The organism is Arcticibacter eurypsychrophilus, from assembly GCF_001730525.1.
Taxonomy (GTDB): domain Bacteria; phylum Bacteroidota; class Bacteroidia; order Sphingobacteriales; family Sphingobacteriaceae; genus Arcticibacter; species Arcticibacter eurypsychrophilus.
This window is the reverse complement of record NZ_MDFN01000022.1, coordinates 43,988-63,146: the sequence shown is the minus strand read 5'-3', so window position 1 is coordinate 63,146 and position 19,159 is coordinate 43,988. Positions and strand designations below refer to the sequence as shown.

Annotated in this window: 16 protein-coding genes, 1 tRNA gene and 1 riboswitch; of the genes, 5 read left to right on the top strand and 12 right to left on the bottom strand. The window is 39.2% G+C overall.

The window, feature by feature from the left end; genetic code table 11:
• Nucleotides 1-12 precede the first annotated feature (12 nt).
• Nucleotides 13-546, bottom strand: a complete 534-nt coding sequence (locus BFL47_RS12990; protein ID WP_069660228.1) for a DUF7935 family protein — start codon at nucleotides 544-546, stop codon at nucleotides 13-15.
• Between the two features lie 89 nt (nucleotides 547-635).
• On the opposite strand from BFL47_RS12990, the gene BFL47_RS12985 reads away from it, so the two are divergent.
• Nucleotides 636-989 (top strand): HesB/IscA family protein, encoded by a 354-nt coding sequence (locus tag BFL47_RS12985; protein WP_069660227.1) that lies wholly within the window; start codon nucleotides 636-638, stop codon nucleotides 987-989.
• Nucleotides 990-1,415: 426 nt separating this feature from the next.
• Entirely contained in the window at nucleotides 1,416-3,575 is a 2,160-nt protein-coding gene (locus BFL47_RS12980) for a GH92 family glycosyl hydrolase (protein WP_069660226.1), read from the top strand.
• Nucleotides 3,576-3,684: 109 nt separating this feature from the next.
• On the opposite strand, the gene BFL47_RS12975 is transcribed toward BFL47_RS12980, so the two are convergent.
• The gene (locus BFL47_RS12975; protein ID WP_069660225.1) at nucleotides 3,685-4,116 is read right to left on the bottom strand and encodes a hypothetical protein; all 432 of its coding nucleotides are present in this window, start codon (nucleotides 4,114-4,116) and stop codon (nucleotides 3,685-3,687) included.
• A 263-nt stretch (nucleotides 4,117-4,379) separates the two neighbouring features.
• Entirely contained in the window at nucleotides 4,380-8,078 is a 3,699-nt protein-coding gene (locus BFL47_RS12970; RefSeq protein WP_083257164.1) for a DUF4450 domain-containing protein, read from the bottom strand.
• A 176-nt stretch (nucleotides 8,079-8,254) separates the two neighbouring features.
• Here BFL47_RS12970 and BFL47_RS12965 point away from each other — a divergent pair, with 176 nt between their 5' ends.
• The 3 genes from BFL47_RS12965 (at nucleotide 8,255) to BFL47_RS12955 (ending at nucleotide 11,413) form a co-directional block, all read left to right on the top strand.
• The gene (locus BFL47_RS12965) at nucleotides 8,255-8,731 is read left to right on the top strand and encodes a hypothetical protein (protein ID WP_069660224.1); all 477 of its coding nucleotides are present in this window, start codon (nucleotides 8,255-8,257) and stop codon (nucleotides 8,729-8,731) included.
• A gap of 262 nt (nucleotides 8,732-8,993) precedes the next feature.
• Nucleotides 8,994-10,574, top strand: coding sequence for a GH39 family glycosyl hydrolase (locus BFL47_RS12960; protein WP_069660223.1), 1,581 nt, complete (start codon nucleotides 8,994-8,996; stop codon nucleotides 10,572-10,574).
• A 29-nt stretch (nucleotides 10,575-10,603) separates the two neighbouring features.
• A complete protein-coding gene (locus BFL47_RS12955; RefSeq protein WP_069660248.1) occupies nucleotides 10,604-11,413 on the top strand; it encodes a polysaccharide deacetylase family protein in 810 nt (269 codons plus the stop codon).
• On the opposite strand, the gene thiH is transcribed toward BFL47_RS12955, so the two are convergent.
• The 9 genes from thiH to BFL47_RS12910 form a co-directional block, all read right to left on the bottom strand.
• Nucleotides 11,406-12,521, bottom strand: a complete 1,116-nt coding sequence (gene thiH, locus BFL47_RS12950) for a 2-iminoacetate synthase ThiH (protein WP_069660222.1) — start codon at nucleotides 12,519-12,521, stop codon at nucleotides 11,406-11,408. The two genes, BFL47_RS12955 and thiH, sit on opposite strands and share 8 nt — an antisense overlap.
• Nucleotides 12,514-13,281, bottom strand: a complete 768-nt coding sequence (locus BFL47_RS12945; RefSeq protein WP_069660221.1) for a thiazole synthase — start codon at nucleotides 13,279-13,281, stop codon at nucleotides 12,514-12,516. Before BFL47_RS12945 ends, thiH begins: the two co-directional genes overlap by 8 nt.
• Complete coding sequence (locus BFL47_RS12940; protein ID WP_069660220.1) at nucleotides 13,265-13,909, bottom strand: thiamine phosphate synthase; 645 nt, start codon at nucleotides 13,907-13,909, stop codon at nucleotides 13,265-13,267. Before BFL47_RS12940 ends, BFL47_RS12945 begins: the two co-directional genes overlap by 17 nt.
• Nucleotides 13,906-14,508 carry a thiamine phosphate synthase gene (locus BFL47_RS12935; RefSeq protein WP_069660219.1) on the bottom strand — a complete coding sequence of 201 codons (603 nt, stop codon included), beginning with the start codon at nucleotides 14,506-14,508 and terminating at the stop codon, nucleotides 13,906-13,908. Before BFL47_RS12935 ends, BFL47_RS12940 begins: the two co-directional genes overlap by 4 nt.
• Nucleotides 14,509-14,510: 2 nt before the next feature.
• The gene (gene thiC, locus BFL47_RS12930; RefSeq protein ID WP_069660218.1) at nucleotides 14,511-16,394 is read right to left on the bottom strand and encodes a phosphomethylpyrimidine synthase ThiC; all 1,884 of its coding nucleotides are present in this window, start codon (nucleotides 16,392-16,394) and stop codon (nucleotides 14,511-14,513) included.
• Nucleotides 16,395-16,406: 12 nt separating this feature from the next.
• Nucleotides 16,407-16,610: a sulfur carrier protein ThiS gene (gene thiS / locus BFL47_RS12925; protein WP_069660217.1), complete on the bottom strand. Its 204-nt coding sequence runs from the start codon at nucleotides 16,608-16,610 to the stop codon at nucleotides 16,407-16,409.
• A gap of 58 nt (nucleotides 16,611-16,668) precedes the next feature.
• Nucleotides 16,669-16,756, bottom strand: a riboswitch (TPP riboswitch).
• A 316-nt stretch (nucleotides 16,757-17,072) separates the two neighbouring features.
• A tRNA-Ser gene (locus BFL47_RS12920) sits at nucleotides 17,073-17,160 on the bottom strand.
• 60 nt (nucleotides 17,161-17,220) lie between these two features.
• The gene (locus BFL47_RS12915; RefSeq protein ID WP_069660216.1) at nucleotides 17,221-18,267 is read right to left on the bottom strand and encodes an asparaginase; all 1,047 of its coding nucleotides are present in this window, start codon (nucleotides 18,265-18,267) and stop codon (nucleotides 17,221-17,223) included.
• A 50-nt stretch (nucleotides 18,268-18,317) separates the two neighbouring features.
• Nucleotides 18,318-19,082, bottom strand: a complete 765-nt coding sequence (locus BFL47_RS12910) for a TatD family hydrolase (RefSeq protein WP_069660215.1) — start codon at nucleotides 19,080-19,082, stop codon at nucleotides 18,318-18,320.
• Between the last annotated feature and the right edge of the window lie 77 nt (nucleotides 19,083-19,159).

Sequence of the window (19,159 nt, the reverse complement as noted above, 5' to 3'; positions counted from 1 at the left end):
TATATACGAGTTTTAAAATAATTGTTGAATATCCTGTCTGATAACGACAAGAGCTGCATCATAGGGATTAATTTCCAATGTTGATAAATGCTGCAGTACAAGTTTACTTAATTCGATATGTGAGGCATCAGCAGGTAATGATTTGCCTGCATTATTAATTAATGCGATGGTATCCTCTTTCAATTTTGAGATCAAAGCCCATGAGGTCTCGTTCACATACAATTGCTGCGTTACATTATGCTGATATTCATTTCTGATTTCCGCAGTGAGAATTTGTTGATATTCAATGAGGGTAAGACCGGGTGTATTCGTCCGTAGCAGCAGATTCACTGGATTAATCCGCTCCATCAGTAAGATGATTCTTTCGTAAGCCTGAAGCCGAAGAGGCAGTATTGCGGCCTGACTTCCTTTTTTCAAATCGAGCAGCTGGACTTTAAGTTTCTGATCCAGATGAGGTCTTGCAAAGAGATATCCGATAAAAATAAGTAGGGTTCCTGATAATGTTAATTTAGCAATATCAAGTAAAAACAGTGTGGTTGATTGCATTATACTATTTGTAGTCAGAGCGTCAAATCGCCCTTAGATAAACAAAAATGAGGAATTAAGGTTATATTTGGTGTAAATATAAAAAAGAAATGAGTATGGAGACAGCAACATCACTTATACCGGTTTCTTTCACTGAAGGAGCAACAAAAGAGCTTAAAAAAATACAACAGCAACAGGAGCTTAACGATGAGTTCGGCTTACGCATTGGTGTTGAAGGTGGAGGATGCTCAGGTATGACTTACATTTTAGGCTTTGATCAGAAAAAAGATGGGGACCAGGAGTTTTTGCATAACGGTGTAAAAATATATATGAATAAGACACATGGTCTTTATCTTGCTGGGATGCAAATTGATTTCCAGGATGGATTAAACTCACGTGGGTTTACGTTTAACAACCCAAATGCATCGAGTACTTGCGGATGCGGGACCTCGTTTGCGGTGTAAGGTTATTAGTTAATAAGGAAAGGGTTATTCGTATCCTCTCCTTATTTTTTTTTAAAAACTCTATCCTGATACTTTATTCCTTCTTCCCTCCCAATACCCTCTTCATTTGAATTTTTACACGAATGACTTGACAGGTCAAATCCCTACTGTATTATGAGTTTCAGCACTTCATACCTTACATCCTCGTTTTGCTCAGCTTGTTTTTAATTCTATTTTTATCGAAATTATTCAAAATTTAAGACCATTTTTGTCTTTATGCTAAATGCATTAACCAATTTAGCTATAATTATGATTTTGCAAATTATTAGGATCAATTGTCTGGCATTCATATTCTATAAAAACAGATCAGCGATGTTGGGCTATCGAATTGTAAGGAATACAACAGATGATTAAACACATTATTTGAACCAAATTATTTCCATAAAGATGAGGAATCCAATTAATTTCACGTTAAACCTGGTATTACTGTTTTTACTTGCTTCAACTGCTGGTAAAAGTCAAACCACAACGTCTCTTACCAAGTATGTTAATACTTTTATTGGCACAGCACCACTTACCGATCCTAAAATTATTGGATATAAGTTGCCACAGGGATGGAGATCATGGGCCGGACTTACCTTTCCGGGCAGTTCATTGCCAAACGCGATGGTTCAATTAAGTCCCATTACAGCATATGGATCTGGTGCAGGATACCAGTATGAGGATACGGTTATTTATGGATTTACGCATACCAATAAAGGGCATTGGAATCTTTGTAATATACCTATATTGCCTGTTTCAAATCCTGGAGCTAAGTTTGGATCTAAGTTTACTCATAAGAAAGAGAGCTCTGCACCTGGTTTTTACCAGGTTTATCTTGACGATTATTCTGTTAATGTGAGTTTGACCTCTACGCTACGATGTGGCTATCACAAGTACGAATATAAAAACAACAAAGACAGGCAAATTCTCTTTGACCTGGCAAAAGCCAATAATAACATATCAAACTGGAGTATTGAGCAGATAGGAACATCTGCTTTACAGGGATATCAGCAGACCGGAGAGCGAATTTATTTCTACGCCAGTCTGAATACCCCTATTGAAAAATTAGAAAAGACTGAAGAAGGTAAACGTACAGGCTTTGCCATGGTTCATTTGTCAAATGGCAGCAGTGGACCTGTTGAACTCAAAATAGGATTGTCATTTGTAAGTGTAGCGAATGCAAAACAGAATCTGTTGCAGGAAATTGGCAATAAAACATTTAATACTGTACGGAAAGAAGCCACACAAAAATGGGAAACCTTATTATCATCTGTACAGGTAAAGGGGGGAACCGCTAAGCAGAAGCAACTGCTTTATTCATGTTTGTACCGGTCTTTTCTGTGGCCAGCATTACGCAGTGACGTAAACGGAGAGTTTACAGATGCAGCCAGAAAGGTGGTGAAGGCTGATTTTAATTATTATACGGAGCCATCTTTGTGGGATACGTATCGAAATAAAGATGTGCTTTTAGGCTTGATATCACCACAGGTTACGCTTGATGTAATTAAATCAATGAAAGATGTGGGGGATAAAACCGGATTTATACCTACTTTTTTCCATGGTGACCATGGCGCTTCATCTATTGCAGGAGCTTACTTAAGAGGTATCGACAATTTTGATGTGAAAGGGACTTATAAAATACTACTAAAAAATGCCAATGTAGAAGGTGGCGCCCGTCCGTATATTACTGAATATATTAAAAAAGGGTATATCTCTGATCCTGATGTGCCGCATCCTGAGGTAGAAACCAAGGCCAAGGCTGGTGTATCGAAAACGCTGGAGTATTCTTACGATGATTATTCACTTGCTCAGATGGCCCAAAAGTTAGGGGATACTTCTAATTACAGGATCCTCATGGCGAGATCTAAGAACTATAAAAATATGTTTGATCCATCTACCCGGTTTATGAGAGGCAGATTAGAAAATGGTGATTGGATAAAAAATTTCAATCCTCAGTTCCCTTATTATGAGTATATGTACAGGGAGGCAAATGCCTGGCAGGTATCTTTCTTTGCCCCACATGATATGAAGGGCTTAATCGCCTTGTATGGCGGAGAAAAAAGATTTGAATCGAAATTAGATTCACTTTTCACCTTACCATGGAACCCCAATTATATTGCCCGAAATGTAGAAACTATGATTGGTCAGTATTGTCATGGCAATCAGCCTGATCATGAAGTGCCTTTTGCTTATTATTTTGTTGGCAAACCAGAGAAGTCACAGAAAGTGATCGATAACATATTGAATAATTTATACGGTATCGGTGACCAGGGTTTGGCACTTTGCGGAATGGATGATGCAGGGGAAATGTCTGCTTGGTATGTATTTAGCGCATTGGGTTTATATACCTTCTCGGCAACTGATCCTGAATACCTGGTTACGGTTCCGTTATTTGATGAGGTAAAATGGAAAACCAGCAGCGGGAAAGTGCTGACTATAACCAAGCCTGGAAAGGGTAGAGTTTTAACCTCTATAAAAGTTGATGGCAAGGAAAACAACGGATATTTTGTGCCACACGACCTATTTAAGAATGGGGGAAAGATAGAAATTACGATAAAACAGTAGTACTATTGATCGTAATATCATCACTATTAAACACAAGTTTATTTCTACTTAATCTTCTACTTGAAATAATAATCAGAATGAGCGGATTACCTGAATCCAGTTCTGATTATTATTTTAATTCATTCAGATAATCATCAGATTGTTTGATCACTTTTAGATAAAGGCTGTCCAATGCCTTAATCTTTTTTTCCTCTTCTTTGTAATAAGCAACTGCTTCGTCATTTGATTTTTTACCGGGCTCAACTTCAAAGCCTTGCATCCAGGCATTCATTTTATTGTCAGCCTGATCTAACTCTGACTTCAATTGCTTTATTTTTTTGGAAGCTTGTAAGGTATCGAGGTTTGGCTTTGTTTTAGCAAGGCTTTCCATGTTTGAAGAAAGCGTATCCAGTTTCATTCTGTTCCGAACAGCCAATTCGCTATCCATCATTACTTTATCATGGATTTTTAACACTTCATCCATCACATCCTTATAACTGCCAGAAGAATTACAGGATTGAATCAGAAAAGGAACAAATAGAATCAAAATGCTTTTTTTCATTTTTACAAAGATTAGATGTAACGCATTAAGATGTATTCATTTAAATACACCTTTTAAATTTTATGAACCGAATTTCGGTTTTTAAATAGAATCAAAATGCTTTTTTTCATTTTTACAAAGATTAGATGTAACGCATTAAGATGTATTCATTTAAATACACCTTTTAAATTTTATGAACCGAATTTCGGTTTTTATTTTCTGATAAATACTTTCTTTTCAAACTTATCTATGAATTGCAGATAAATACTTCTTTTAATTTAAATTTATCTCATTAGAGTGGCGGCCATCAATCCTATAACGACATCATTGGTCAGTGTTTGTAAGGTAAGACTTTTCAGTACTTTATTGGGATCAAGCGGGAGATCCAAAACGGTAGCGGCACCACCATCGATTTCTTTTCCGTTGAAAGAAAGCAGTGATTCTTCGCCTGAAACGACAGCTCCGGTTTTTAAATGTACCCTGATAGGGCGTGGTTGTTTGAGTTTGAAGGCATAACCATCGGTATAATAATCCTTCTCTATTGGCCACCAGGTTTCAGGATTCCGTAATGCGAGGGTATCGCTTGTTCCGTTGGTATAATCGACCACTACGATTCCGTTATTCATTTGGCTTTGCATCGGATTGGTAGATCCTGCCATAAGCAACCAGAGGTGTGCAGCTTTTCCGGAAAGAGGGATGCTCCGCTCCTTCGGATAATTATCCCATTGGGAGGTAAACAGGATACTATTTTTACCGGTGGTACCTGTTGTCGCAAAAGAAATTCCTTGGGGAAGAGCGATTGTGTTTTTATCTCCTGCTAGTTTGCGCAGACCACTATCGTCAATGAGATGTGTTTCTAGAGGATGAGGCCAGTCACCTGTTCCCTGCCATGGTAATTGCAAAGTGGTTACCTGTGGCCTTGGTGAAAGGTATTTGTTTTTAAAAATTTGGGTAACCTGGTCATTGAAAAAGGGTATAAGATTGATCATTTCCAGTTTATTGGTGGTTTGGGCAGTCCAATCTATCAGATGTTCCACAATTGGTTCTCCATTAGGAATGCTGATGTTAACCTCATTGGTTCCTGTGATCAACTGTTCGGATGGAATATTTATTTCAGGTGCTGTTGTACCTGCAGGGATTGGAACTGTCGTTTGATATTGATTTACGCGAACGGTGGCAAGTAGATCAGTCTGGGTATTGTTCTGTAAACGAAACGCCTGATTATTGACATCGTTACCCTTGACCGTAAGTAGGGTAAGTGGCTTTTTAACCTGAAAGCAGATTGGCATCCACCATACTAAGCTGCCCTGGCTTAACTGAACGAATGCCATAGGTGATCCTCCGGGAGCACTCACTTTTGCGCTAAAACCAACGTCATTGGCTTGGATATGAGTTAAGGACTGTTGAGGATCATACACTTTAATCACTTTTACACCTGGGAAACTAAGCGATAAGGTGTTACCAGAAACATATGTTTTTTCCGGCTCAGGTAAAACAGGTTTTGCACCTTCCCAGAGCATTTCAATGTGATAACTTTTTGAAGCTTTAGCGTTTAGCTCGATCACAGGCTGACCTACTGATGATGAAATATTGATCCATTTCGTCGGCTGGCCGTTTATTTTAATTTCTTTTACCTGGCCTTGTACAATGATTTGAAATTTCAGGTCTAGACTTTTAGGAAATGTCGGTATTAAGGTATAGATATCCCTTTTGTTGTTTCTTTTAAAGTCAAATGAGATATCCGGTGTTGAAAAAGAGGCATAGTTCCATTCAGCGGGCAGACCAGGTCGAATGGTAACTGACTTATTTAATGCATCGGGTACAATCCCGAAAAGACCTTCCACTAATGCACGGGAAAACATGCCTATGGGATCTGCGAAATCCCGGTAAGCCTCTGCACGAACAGCATCATAATGGGAAATTTGACCTATGTTGCCAGGACTTCCACCTAAGTACATCGAGGCTAAAATTTCACTTTTAAATAATTTAAAGGCTTCATCCGGGCGGCCAGCTTGCCAATTTGCTAAAATAGTGTGCATGGATTCGGCCATGGCGACATTGTTCAATGACCAGGTATAGGGCATCCAGTTGGTAGTCGCAATGGTATAATAGCCTTTGTCTTCTAATCCATTTGCGCGGACAGGAATATGCGGGATCTCATTATCGATAAAGCGCATGCTCTGATAGGCCTGGAAAGGATCCATGGTCTTAGAATCCATACTGTGGTAGATAGTCCAGATGGCAGCAGCAGGGTGCAATAACCTATTGCCTAACGCATCCTTAAACTCAGCAAAAGATCCTTTTTTTGGCATCCATAACAACGTATTCATGGCATTTAAAATCTTCGTTGATTCTTTACGATAAGGAGATGGGTCTTCGTTTAGCAAAGTTGCAATTTCAGCAGCTTTACTATAAGCAAGGTAATTGTAGGCAGAGGTGTGTGTTACTCCACCACCACTATATTGAAGGGCATCGCTCGCCCAGATTGCCGCATATGCGTCATATAAGCCATCGCCATCGGAATCAAAGTTACGGGTTTCCCATTCCAGGTGTCGCTTTAATACGGGCCATGTTTCTTTTAGAAATTGCAGATCGCAGGTCCATGCATAATGCCGGAGCATGATATCAATAAAAACCAGGTTCATATCGTAATGATGGGCTCTAAGTTTTATGCCTTCGGGGTCACGACTGATATAACCACTTGTAAACATGCCTGCTCCAAGTTTTTCAAGGCTTCTGGATAGGTGCATAGCTGTATCCGCGATGACAGAACCACTTGCAGGAGTTTGAACCTGGGATTGAACGTAACTTTCCAAATGAGTTTTAGCCCGGTCATGCCATCCTAAAACATCGGCTGTATAAGCTCCCCTCCAACCATTCAATCGCATTCGCCATCCAATAGCACCATGCAAATAAGATGGCTCTTCCCAAATTGCATCTGAAGCAATGGCTAAAGTACCTCCGATGGTATTTATGAAGGGATCGGGTGTGTTAATGGTGATCCGATTGGCTAAGAGCTTACGCGTATCTTCTGCTTGTTGAAATAGCTTTGGTGTTTGTGAATCCTTAAAGGCAGGTTTTGTTGAAGGATTATATATGGAAACATAATAATCCTTGTCATTGCTGACTTTTAACTTCCCTACCAGTACAGGAGCTTTCTGAACCGTTGATTGAAATAAGTTTGCTGGTGAACCTAGTTGTGTTGCATCAGCAATTTTTAGTATTGTGCCGGAAGGGAAGACACCTTTTAATTGACGCTCTTTCGATACTGCCGATGGTTGAATTAAGTCTTCTTCAAAGTAACGGCCATCCTGTCCTACCTGCAAGCCTGCGCCATACCGAAGTGCAAATTGTGATTTATTAATGGCAAAGCTATTATCTTTACAATTTTCAGGTTTGAGATAAAAGTTTGATTCGGGATCAGGTCCCATATCGCCATCCCTGGAGAACTTTTTAGCACTGGCACCTCCAAAAGCATAAATAAGATGTACCTGATTTTTTACACCCTGAAAGCGGGCTTTAAGGATCAGACCTTCTGCATCAGCAAGGGCAAGAATATCCATGGTAAGCGTACCTGAACCTAAAAGAGGGTCTTTTATGGTATAGTTCATGGAGCCAGCTTCATAACGGGCAGTGATGGTCTGCGCTTGTGAAAGCCATTTGCTACCTCCATTTACTTCAATACCTAACTTGAAATTACCTCCCATTCCCGGCATATATAGAGCGAATTCAGGTCGATCACCAGTCTCTATTCTAAAAGCGGTATGGGTGCCATAAAGGGCTCTGGTAAAAAGACGATTTCCGTTAATGATTAAAAAGCCTTTTCCATCTGGCTTATAGCGGAGTTCACGTGATTCATTATGCCATAAACCTTCAGCAAGTTTTAGGGGATAAAGTTCCTGTGAGAGGGTATGTTGAATGGTCAGTAATAAAAGTGTACCGGCCAAGCAAATGGTTTTATAATTTTTAATAAGCTTGAGCATATTATCAGGTTAATTGGAAAGATGGCCTTATTATCGTTCGATCTTTTCTACTGCCACAAAGTAAGTTAATTATAAATAAATTGCGCTTTGATCAAAGTATTTTTACAAAGTGGTTCCTATAAATCTATACAAATACGTTAGTTTTACCTTGAATTAACGCGATTAATAATACAGTTATGAAAAAATCAAACCTTTATTATGTATTGATGGCTTTGCCATTATTAATAAGTTGTAATCAGAACCCGAAACAAACGGATAGTACTTCAGCTACGGTGAAAGACTCCATGGTTAGTCGCCAATGCTATGTTGCTGTTGATGGAAAGGATACTGCCTTTTTAGACATTAAAGAGTTAAGCAGTGGTAAAATTGATGGAAGTTTAGTGATCAATTTCACAAAGAGTCCCAAGAATGAAGGTATTGTTCAGGGAAAATATAGTGGTGATACGTTATTTGTTGATTATAGCTACACCGTTGGCACCAATAAGGCGAATAAGTTTAAAAATCCGCTGGCATTTTTAAAGAAAGATAATCAGTTGATTTTAGGCGTAGGTGCGATAGAAACGTCACTAGGAAGGTCCTATTTTGTTAAAGGGGAACCTATAAAATTTGATAAAGGAAGATTCAGGTTTACTTTGGGAGAATGTAAAAAGTAATAACAGATCTATTTTAGTAATACTTTTTAATCCAGGTAACTGAACAACAAAAAGGCTTCGAATCTTGCAATTCGAAGCCTTTTTGCTGTTCAGTATATTACTAGCAAAAAAGAATACCCCTATCAACTATATCATTATGCAGTATTGAAATACCTGTTTGTTAAAACGGAGAATCAAGCTCTAAAAAATGTTAATTCAGTTTATAGTCACAATACCCAAAAGATGATATCTTTACGTGAGAATAAAATAAACCTATTAAAATATGCAATTAAAATATTGGTTGTCAATATTGTTGATTTCCATCTTCGATATCAATGCAAAAGCGCAAGTAAAATTGAACTCCAGAGTTATTTATGCCAACGTTGGTCAAATAAAGGGTTTACTCCCGAAGAGTTTTAATCTTTGTGTAGGGGCTGGCAGGGCTAATGAAGGCTTGCGAGCAGACTGGCAAAGGCAACTCAAAAAGGCAAAGGAGGAATGTGGGTTTAAGTACATCCGTTTCCATGGCTTGCTTTCTGATGATATGGGTGTCTACTTTGAAGATAAAACTGGCAAGCCCATTTACAACTGGCAATACATTGATGCGCTTTTCGACTTTCTGCTTGAAATAAAAATGAGGCCTTTTGTAGAAGTAGGGTTCATGCCTGGTGCATTGGCAAGCGGAGACAAAACCATCTTTTGGTGGAAAGGGAATGTCACTCCGCCCAAAGATTATAAAAAATGGAATGACTTGATTAAAGCGCTTACTGAACATTGGACACAGCGCTATGGTGAAAAAGAAGTGGCTAACTGGTATTTTGAAATATGGAATGAACCTAACCTTAAAGATGCTTTTTTTACAGGGACTCAACAGGACTACTTTAAACTTTATAAGGAAACGGCAAGCACGATTAAAAGTGTATCTCCCCGTTATCGTGTAGGTGGTCCTGCCACTGCAGGTAATGCATGGGTACCTGAAACAATTGATTTCTGTGTGAAGCAAAATGCTCCTATTGATTTTATAAGCACGCATGATTATGGTGTAAAACAAGGTTTTCTGGATGTTAGTGGTGATGTGGGAACGGTTTTGAGTCAGGACAGAAATCAGGTTTCAAACAATATGCATCGTTCTAAACAGCAAATATTAGGTTCTGCCTTACCCAATCTTGAATTGCATTATACCGAATGGAGTTCCTCTTATACGCCAGCGGATCCTATTCATGACAGTTATCACGAGGCTGCTTATATTTTAAATACAGTTAAATACGCCTCCCCACATGTAAATTCGATGTCGTATTGGACATTTACTGATATTTTTGAAGAAGCTGGTCCAAGAGCTACACCCTTTCATGGTGGCTTCGGCTTGATCAATTACCAGGACATTAAGAAGCCTGCCTATTATGCTTATAAATATTTAAATCAGCTTGGAGATACAGAGTTACAAAATGCGGATTCAAGCGCAATTATTTGTAAGGATGCTAAAGGTAATGTGCAGGCTTTAGTGTGGAACTTCACAATAGACCATCCTGGTGATAGTGTAAATAACCAGGTATTTTATAAAAGAGATTTACCTGCAAAAACATTAGCTCCTGCTCAGTTGAAACTCGAGGGGTTAAAACCAGGCAAATATATTTTAAGTATGTACCAGACCGGATATGGAATAAATGACCCTTATTCTGCATATTTCAAATTGGGTTCTCCTTCGCAACTGACTATTGATCAGGTAAAATTTCTGAAGAAGCAGAATAATGATAAACCTGTACAACAGATAACCGTGACAGTAGGCGCTTCAGGTAAGTTGGAAAAACTGTTAACTATTCGGCAGAACGATGTTTTTCTAATTACAATAAATAACATGCCCTGATATCGTTAAAACATATACTACAAATGAATATGAAAAACATACTGATCCTAAGCTTAGCTTTAGTAGTCAACAGTTACTGTTATGCACAGGTAGAACCAATAAACTGGGAAGGAAAAAAATGCGCTGTTGTATTAACCTATGACGATGCTTTAAATGTGCACCTTGACAAGGTTATACCCATGCTTGATTCATATAAGCTAAAGGGCACATTTTATCTTATCGGCTCTTCACCTGTATTAGCGGGCAGAATGAACGAGTGGCGTGCTGCTGCAAAAGAAGGACATGAATTGGGAAACCATTCTTTAGTCCACCCTTGTGATGGTACATTACCTGGAAGGGGCTTTGTTACCAAAGAAAATGATCTGACCAGATATTCAGTGGCCAGAGCCATAAACGAAATCCGCGTTACCAATACCTTGCTCAAAGCTATTGACGGCAAATCAGAGCGGACATTTGCTTATCCTTGCGGCGACCTTACAATCGGGGATACGGTTTTTTATAATCTTTTAAAGAACGATTTTGTGGCTGCACGAGGTGTTATACCTGGATATCCTCAAATAAAAGGTATAGACCTTTCTAATGTGAATGCTTTTGGCCAGAACAACAGTACGGCAGCTCAAATGATATTCCAGGTTGAGGAAGCTGAAAAAGCAGGGTCATTAATCGTTTTTCTATTTCACGGTGTTGGTGGGGAGCATTCGTTAAATGTAAGCTTGGAAGAGCACCGTAAATTACTAGTCTATTTAAAGAAACGAGAGAAAGATATTTGGGTTGCCCCTATGTTAGACGTAGCGAAATATATTAAAAAGCAACAGGGTGAATTAAAAATAGCTAGATAGCCAAACTGTTATCCCAGTCTTTCCAAACGGGTTCGTATCCTTGCGCAGCTATGATCTCCGCTATTTCTTCGGGACTCCGCTCATCGCTAATTTCAAATTGCTCAAGCGAATCAGGCTCTACCGCATAACCTCCAGGATTGGTTTTGGATCCTGCACTTAGAGCAGTTATGCCTAACTTGATGATATTATTTCTGAAAGAAGGGGATTCTCTGGTAGAAATTGAAAGTTCAACTTCTTCATTGAACAAACGGTAAGCACAGATCAATTGCACGAGCTCACGGTCGCTCATTGTTACTTTGGGTTCCAAGCCACCGCTAAAGGGTCTTAGTCTTGGAAATGAAAGGCTGTATTTACTTTGCCAATATTTTTTCTCCAGATAATCTAAGTGCAGAGCAGTAAAAAAAGAATCGGTACGCCAGTCTTCCAGCCCTATTAAAACACCCAAGCCCATTTTATGGATGCCTGCCCTGCCGAGTCGATCAGGTGTCTCCAAGCGATAATCAAAATTAGACTTCTTCCCTTTGGGATGGTGTTTCTTATAATCCTCCTGATGATAAGTCTCCTGGTAAACCAATACTGTATTTAATCCATAAGGGGTAAGCTGCTGATAATCTTCCAGGTCAAGTGGTTGCACCTCCATAGATATATGTGCGAAATGGGGACGGATCAAGTTAAGTACCTTTTTGAAATAATCTACATGAACGGTTTGATTCGATTCACCTGTAACTAAAAGAATATGCTCATACCCCATTTTCTTAATTACAGCAACTTCCTGCATAATTTCCATATTAGAGAGGGTTTTACGCCTGACTTTATTATCATAACTGAACCCACAATAGGTGCAGATGTTATTGCATTCATTGGAAAGGTAAAGTGGCACATACATCTGAATTACTTTACCAAAACGTTTCTGGGTTAATTTCTGACTAATAGTTGCCATTTGTTCCAGATAAGCAGATGCGGAGGGAGAGATAAGTGCTTTAAAGTCTTCCAATGTACGTTTTTGCGTAGACAGGGCTCTTTCGACATCCTGACTCGTTTTAGCATAAATGCTTCTCTTCGTTTCTTCCCAGTCAAAGGTTTTGAAAACTTCTGTAAAATTATTCATTTAAAAAGGAGGTTAAGGGGCTACTTGCAACTGCATAATTCATTGGGCTGGCGAGTCTGGCTTTAAAGGCCATTCTTCCGGCTTCTACGGCTAATTTAAATGCATGTGCCATTAATACCGGATTTTGAGAAACAGCTATCGCCGTGTTTACCAGCACAGCATCAGCACCAATTTCCATTGCCCAGGCGGCATCAGAAGGAGAGCCGATGCCAGCATCGACAATGACTGGAACATTGCTTTGGCTAATAATCATTTCAAGGAAGTCAATGGTCTTTAATCCTTTATTACTACCAATTGGAGACCCTAAAGGCATCACTGCTGCGGATCCTGCATCCTCTAACCTTTTACATAAAACAGGATCCGCATGAATATAGGGTAGTACAGTGAAGCCCAATTTTGCCAGTTCTTCTGTTGCTTTTAATGTTTCAATCGGATCGGGCATTAAGTATTTTGGATCTGGATGAATCTCCAGTTTAATCCAGTCTGTTTCCAATGCTTCTCTTGCCAGTTGAGCGGCAAAGACTGCTTCCCTTGCATTTCGAACACCAGAAGTATTGGGTAATAAATGGATATGAGGATATTTCAGTCGAACCAGAAAATCATCATGATCATGTTTTTTAAGGTCAACACGTTTGAGTGCCACTGTTACCAATTCAGAACCGGAGGATAGTAAAGCTTCCTCCATCACTGCAGCAGAGCTAAATTTGCCTGTTCCTGTAAACAACCGGGAATTGAACGTTCTATCAGCTATTTTTAACATAGATTCTTTTGATTGCGTATACTTGTTTAACGGTTTGTTGCTTATTATTGGAGAAAGTAATGGCTCCTGATAGGGCAATACCATGAACGCCTGTGTTTATAATTGCCTGGAGATCCCCAGGTAATATTCCGCCTATTGCGATTACAGGAATACTGATTTGGGCTTCATCCATTTGTTTCAGGATATCAATATACCCTTGGAGACCTAATATGGGGCTTAATTTTTCTTTTGTTGTTGTGAATCGAAAAGGGCCTAAACCAATATAATCAACACCCTCTGTCACGCGTTGTTGAATATGCTGGAAGGTATTGGCCGTTCCTCCAATGAGCATATTTTTACCTACAAATTGACGTGCCAGAGCTACCGGCATGTCTTCTAAGCCCAAGTGAACACCATCGGCACCAATGCTAAGTGCTATTTCAGGATGATCATTTATAATTAATTTTGCGCCTCGAAGCTTGCATAGCTTAAGCGCTTCTGCTGCGCATTCCCTGATTTCTTCAGGAGACTGGTTTTTAATTCGGAGCTGGATCCATTTACAACCTGCCTCCAGTGCTTGTTTGATGGCTGTTAGATGAGATCCATCAGCAGCAGGCTGCGATATATAATGTAGTTGATCAATTGTCATTGTTCAAAATATTGGTATTTTATTAATGAGTTGAAATTTTCTATAGCATGTTCAGGCTCGTTCCATATCGTGCCAATGAATGCTGCACCATCAAAATTCATTTCCCTGATCGCATGTATGTTGGCTGGAGTGATGCCGCCTAAAGCAATTATTTTTATTCTATCCGGAAGTTCAAGTTTGAAATTTTCAGCAAGCACACCTTGATAGCCAGGTTTGGAGAGACTGTTAAATACAGGGCCATAAAAAGCATAGTCGAAATGAGTTAAGCTTTTGATGATACTAAGGTCATGGATCGAGGTGCTTAGTCTATATCCTTTTTCCTGATACATGTCTACCTTCGCGGTGTTAGTTTCCCTCCGTGCCTGTTCGCTGAAATGAAGTCTTTTTATTCCAAACTCTGCTGCCAGTTCATGATACTGATGCAAAGCGATATATGGATAATACTTTGGGTTTAGCCGTTTTAAAAAACCACGTACACTGTTGATATCACTATCCGGTTTCCTGAGATGAAAGTATTTCAAACCTAATTCAAACAAGGTGTTGATGGTTTTCCATTCAGCAGTCAGGTCCGTTGGGTTTGAAATTACGATCATCTTCATAATTATAAATATAATTCACTACCCTTCTGCAGAAACTCTTTTGACTTCTCTTCCATGCCTTTTGAAAGAGCATCACTGGCAGCCATACCCTGTTCCTTCGCATATTCACGCACATCCTGGGTAATTTTCATAGAGCAGAAATTAGGACCGCACATCGAGCAGAAGTGGGCTATTTTAGCACCATCCGCAGGAAGGGTTTCATCATGAAATTCTCTAGCTGTATCCGGATCTAAGGATAAATTGAACTGGTCTTCCCATCTAAATTCGAACCTGGCTTTACTTAAAGCATTATCCCGGTACTGTGCTCCGGGATGCCCTTTAGCAAGATCAGCTGCATGCGCTGCAATTTTATATGTAATTACACCGTCTTTAACGTCCTTCTTATTTGGAAGACCTAAATGCTCTTTTGGAGTAACATAACAAAGCATGGCCGTACCAAACCAGCCTATCATTGCTGCTCCGATAGCAGAAGTAATGTGGTCATATCCAGGTGCAATATCAGTAGTTAGCGGACCTAAAGTATAAAAAGGGGCTTCACCACAGTGGGCTAATTGCTTATCCATGTTCTCCTTTATCATGTGCATGGGAATATGGCCGGGACCCTCAATAATGGTTTGAATATCATGTTTCCAGGCAACCTTAGTAAGTTCTCCCAACGTTTCAAGCTCCCCGAACTGAGCGGCATCATTGGCATCAGCAATACAGCCAGGTCTCAAACCATCACCTAAAGAAAAGGCAACATCGTACGCTTTCATGATTTCACAAATATCCTCAAAGTGTGTATACAGAAAGTTTTCTTTGTGATGTGCGAGGCACCACTTCGCCATAATTGAGCCTCCACGGGATACAATGCCAGTAATACGTTTGGCTGTAAGTGGAACATATCTCAAAAGCACCCCTGCATGGATCGTAAAGTAATCCACGCCTTGCTCAGCTTGTTCAATTAAGGTGTCCCGGAAAAGTTCCCAGGTCAGGTCTTCTGCTTTTCCGTTTACTTTTTCTAATGCCTGATAGATAGGTACTGTACCAATAGGAACTGGTGAGTTACGAATAATCCATTCCCTAGTTTCATGGATATTTTTACCGGTTGATAGATCCATAATCGTATCAGCACCCCATCGGCAAGCCCATACAGCCTTTTCTACCTCTTCCTCGATACTGGAGCTGACGGCTGAGTTTCCAATATTGGCATTAATTTTTACAAGGAAGTTACGCCCGATGATCATAGGCTCAAGCTCAGGGTGGTTGATGTTGCATGGAATTACAGCCCTGCCTTCTGCTACTTCCTGCCTGACAAATTCAGGGGTAATAACTCCTTTGGGAGTATTTGCGCCAAAGCTTTGTCCTTCATGTTGTTGTGACATTACCTCATACTGACCACTCAATTGACCTTTTAACAGATTGATCTGCTGATTCTCACGAATAGCTATATATTCCATTTCAGGGGTAATGATCCCTCTTCTTGCATAATGCATTTGTGATACATTCATACCAGGTTTTGCCTTATAAGGCTTACTGATATACGTAAACCTCAAGGTATCTAAATCAGGATCATTAGCACGCTGGTTGCCATAAATAGAGGAAATATTTTCAAGCTGATTGACATCATTGCGTTCAGAGATCCAACGTTCCCTCAAACGGGAGATCCCTTTTTTAACATCAATATAAACGGCTGGATCGGTATAAGGACCACTTGTATCATAAATAGTAACGGCTGCGTTTGCTTCTGTTTCACCAAACCTGCCATGCAACTTAGTATCACTTAAGATAACCTCACGCATGGCAACTTTGATATCATGAATTTGCCCTTTAACATACACTTTACGCGATGCCGGAAACGGTGATCTACTGATCGCCTCATCTGTTGGAATTTTTTCGTTTTTCATAAATTAATTTGATTATCCGCCTTGGGCTGCTTTGATGATGATAATATGGTCTCCAGATTCCAGGAAGTGAGATTCCCAATCGTTTTTGGATATAATTTTTTGATTAATAGCTACAGCTATACCACTAAAGGGAGAGTGCAGAACAACGCTAATTATTTGCTGCAAGGAGCAAACATCAGCTACGGAATACGTTTTTTGATTTACGGTAATGTCCATTTATCAGAATTTCTAACAATAGGAATGCACCCATATTAAGGAAGGAAAAACAACCTTTGGAAGTTGTTTCACTTTTCCCTTCGGCAGTACTAACTGCATCAGGTTCAAAGGGTATTTCTCAGCGTAACGCACCCCTAAAGTTTTACTAAGATATATAAATTAGTAAACAGTTCACAATTATCTATGATCTTTCTGTGTATAAAACCTATTCGTTCCTTTTATTGGTTAGGTATTCTCTAAATTTTATGTGCTTACTGTACTAGTACTATTTTTATATAGATTGCAAATTATATATTATCCATACCTCAAAGAATCTGCTTAATGAGGTAGATAGTCATAAAAGAACTCATCTAATTAAACTTTTCGCTGCTTTTTTTGAATAAAAATAAAATTTCGTCTTTAACACAAAAGCCTGCAATCAGATGATTGCAGGCTTTTGACTGTCTTTGGAAAATTATCTTGCGGAGAGGGAGGGATTCGAACCCTCGATACCCTTTTGAGGTATACACGCTTTCCAAGCGTGCTCTTTCGGCCACTCAGACACCTATCCTTTATGGGATGCAAAACTAAGAATTTATGTCACAAGAAACCACCCTTTGGAAAATAAATATTAAAAAACTGTTTTCGTCGCTACAGGAGATGATTTACTCAACTCTCCGCGCAAATTAGTTTCCAGTAAATGCGAAATACGATCGACTGTATATCCTCTTCCTAACAGGAACATCAGCTTGGTTACAGCAGCTTCATAACTCATATCAAAACCACTTGCTATTCCCATATCTTTCAATGGGCGACTAGTTTCATATCTCCCAAGTTCAACTGTTCCTACCTTACACTGTGAAATATCCAGGATCACCTTACCCTTATTCAGCGCAGCTTGCAGACAGTTTAGGAACCACTCTTCGGTAGAAGTATTACCAGCCCCAAAACTCTCTAGAATAATAGCGCTAGCCTCTGAATTTACGATTGCTTTAACCGTTTCAGCACTTATTCCCGGATATAACTTTAAGATAGCAATAGAATTGTTTAGCTTTTTATGCACTTTGAAAATACAGTCGTCACATTTCCGGATACTCGAATCATTGAATCTTAAATGAACACCCGCTTCAGCAAGTACGGGATAGTTAGGAGACCGGAAAGCTTCGAACTTAGCGGAATTATATTTAAATGCCCTATTCCCTCTAAACAGCTGAAAATCAAAGTAAATACATACTTCAGGCACTCTGGCTTTACCATTTTGCTTAGCAGATGCAATTTCCAGAGCAGTTATTAAATTTTCCTTTGCATCCGTTCTGATCTCCCCTATTGGCAGTTGTGCTCCTGTAAAAATAACCGGCTTGTTTAAGCCTTCCAGCATAAAGCTTAAAGCAGATGCTGTAAATGCCATTGTATCCGTGCCATGTAGTACTACAAAGCCATCGTAAATAGCATAATTCTTTTCAATAATTTCCGCCAGTTCAATCCATACATCCGGTGTCATATTAGATGAATCTATTATTTCAGGGAATGAATAAACTGTTATTTCATAATTCAGGCGCTTAAGTTCTGGAACATTTTCGGTAATCAGGTTAAAGTCAAGAGGCATCAATGTACCCGTGACCCTATCATGTACCATGCCTATGGTTCCTCCGGTATAAATGATGAGTACCTTTGTCATTTTAACTCAGCTCTGTTATTTTTGATAAAGATATAAAAGGAATGCAACTCTCAGACACCAAATATTCGTTTAGAATTTTTAGTGGTAAGTTCTGCGACCTCATCTATCCGTAAATTTTTAATCACTGCAACCCTTGCAGCAATGTAGGGTAAATAGCTACTTTCATTCGATTTCCCCCTGTAAGGCACCGGCGCTAAATAGGGAGAATCCGTTTCTAACACTATATTTTGTATATCAATATCCACAAGTATTTTATCTAATCCAGCATTTTTATAGGTTACCACCCCTCCTATGCCTAAATAAAAACCTAACGCTATGATATGTTGTGCTTGTTCCAGAGTTCCAGAAAAACAATGAAATATTCCTCTCAATTTAGCATCTTTTTCTGCAAGCAGTATTTCATATACCTCATCGAAAGCCTCTCTACAATGAATCACAATAGGAAGATCCAGCTCTTTCGCCCATTTAATCTGCTTCAAAAACGCATCTTGTTGAAAGACCAGCGTTGTTTTATCCCAATGGAGGTCAATACCTATTTCACCTATGGCCACAATGGAAGGTAAATTTATATTTTCAAGCGATTGAAGTTCCTTTAAATAATCCTCCTTTACATTACAAGGATGGAGTCCTAGCATAGGAAAACAGTTTTCAGGGTAGGCATTAGTCAGTGCTAAAACTAAAGGAACTGTATCCAGATCAACATTAGGAAGAAATAGACGGGTAACATCATTAGAGAAACATCGCTCCATTAGCAATTTACGATTCTCAGTATCCGTCTCATAATAGAGGTGTGTATGTGTATCCGTAAAGGTCATTACTGCAAATATCGTTTATTACAACAACAAAAAGCCGCTTCAGAAAACTGAAACGGCTTTTTAAATTAAAAATTACT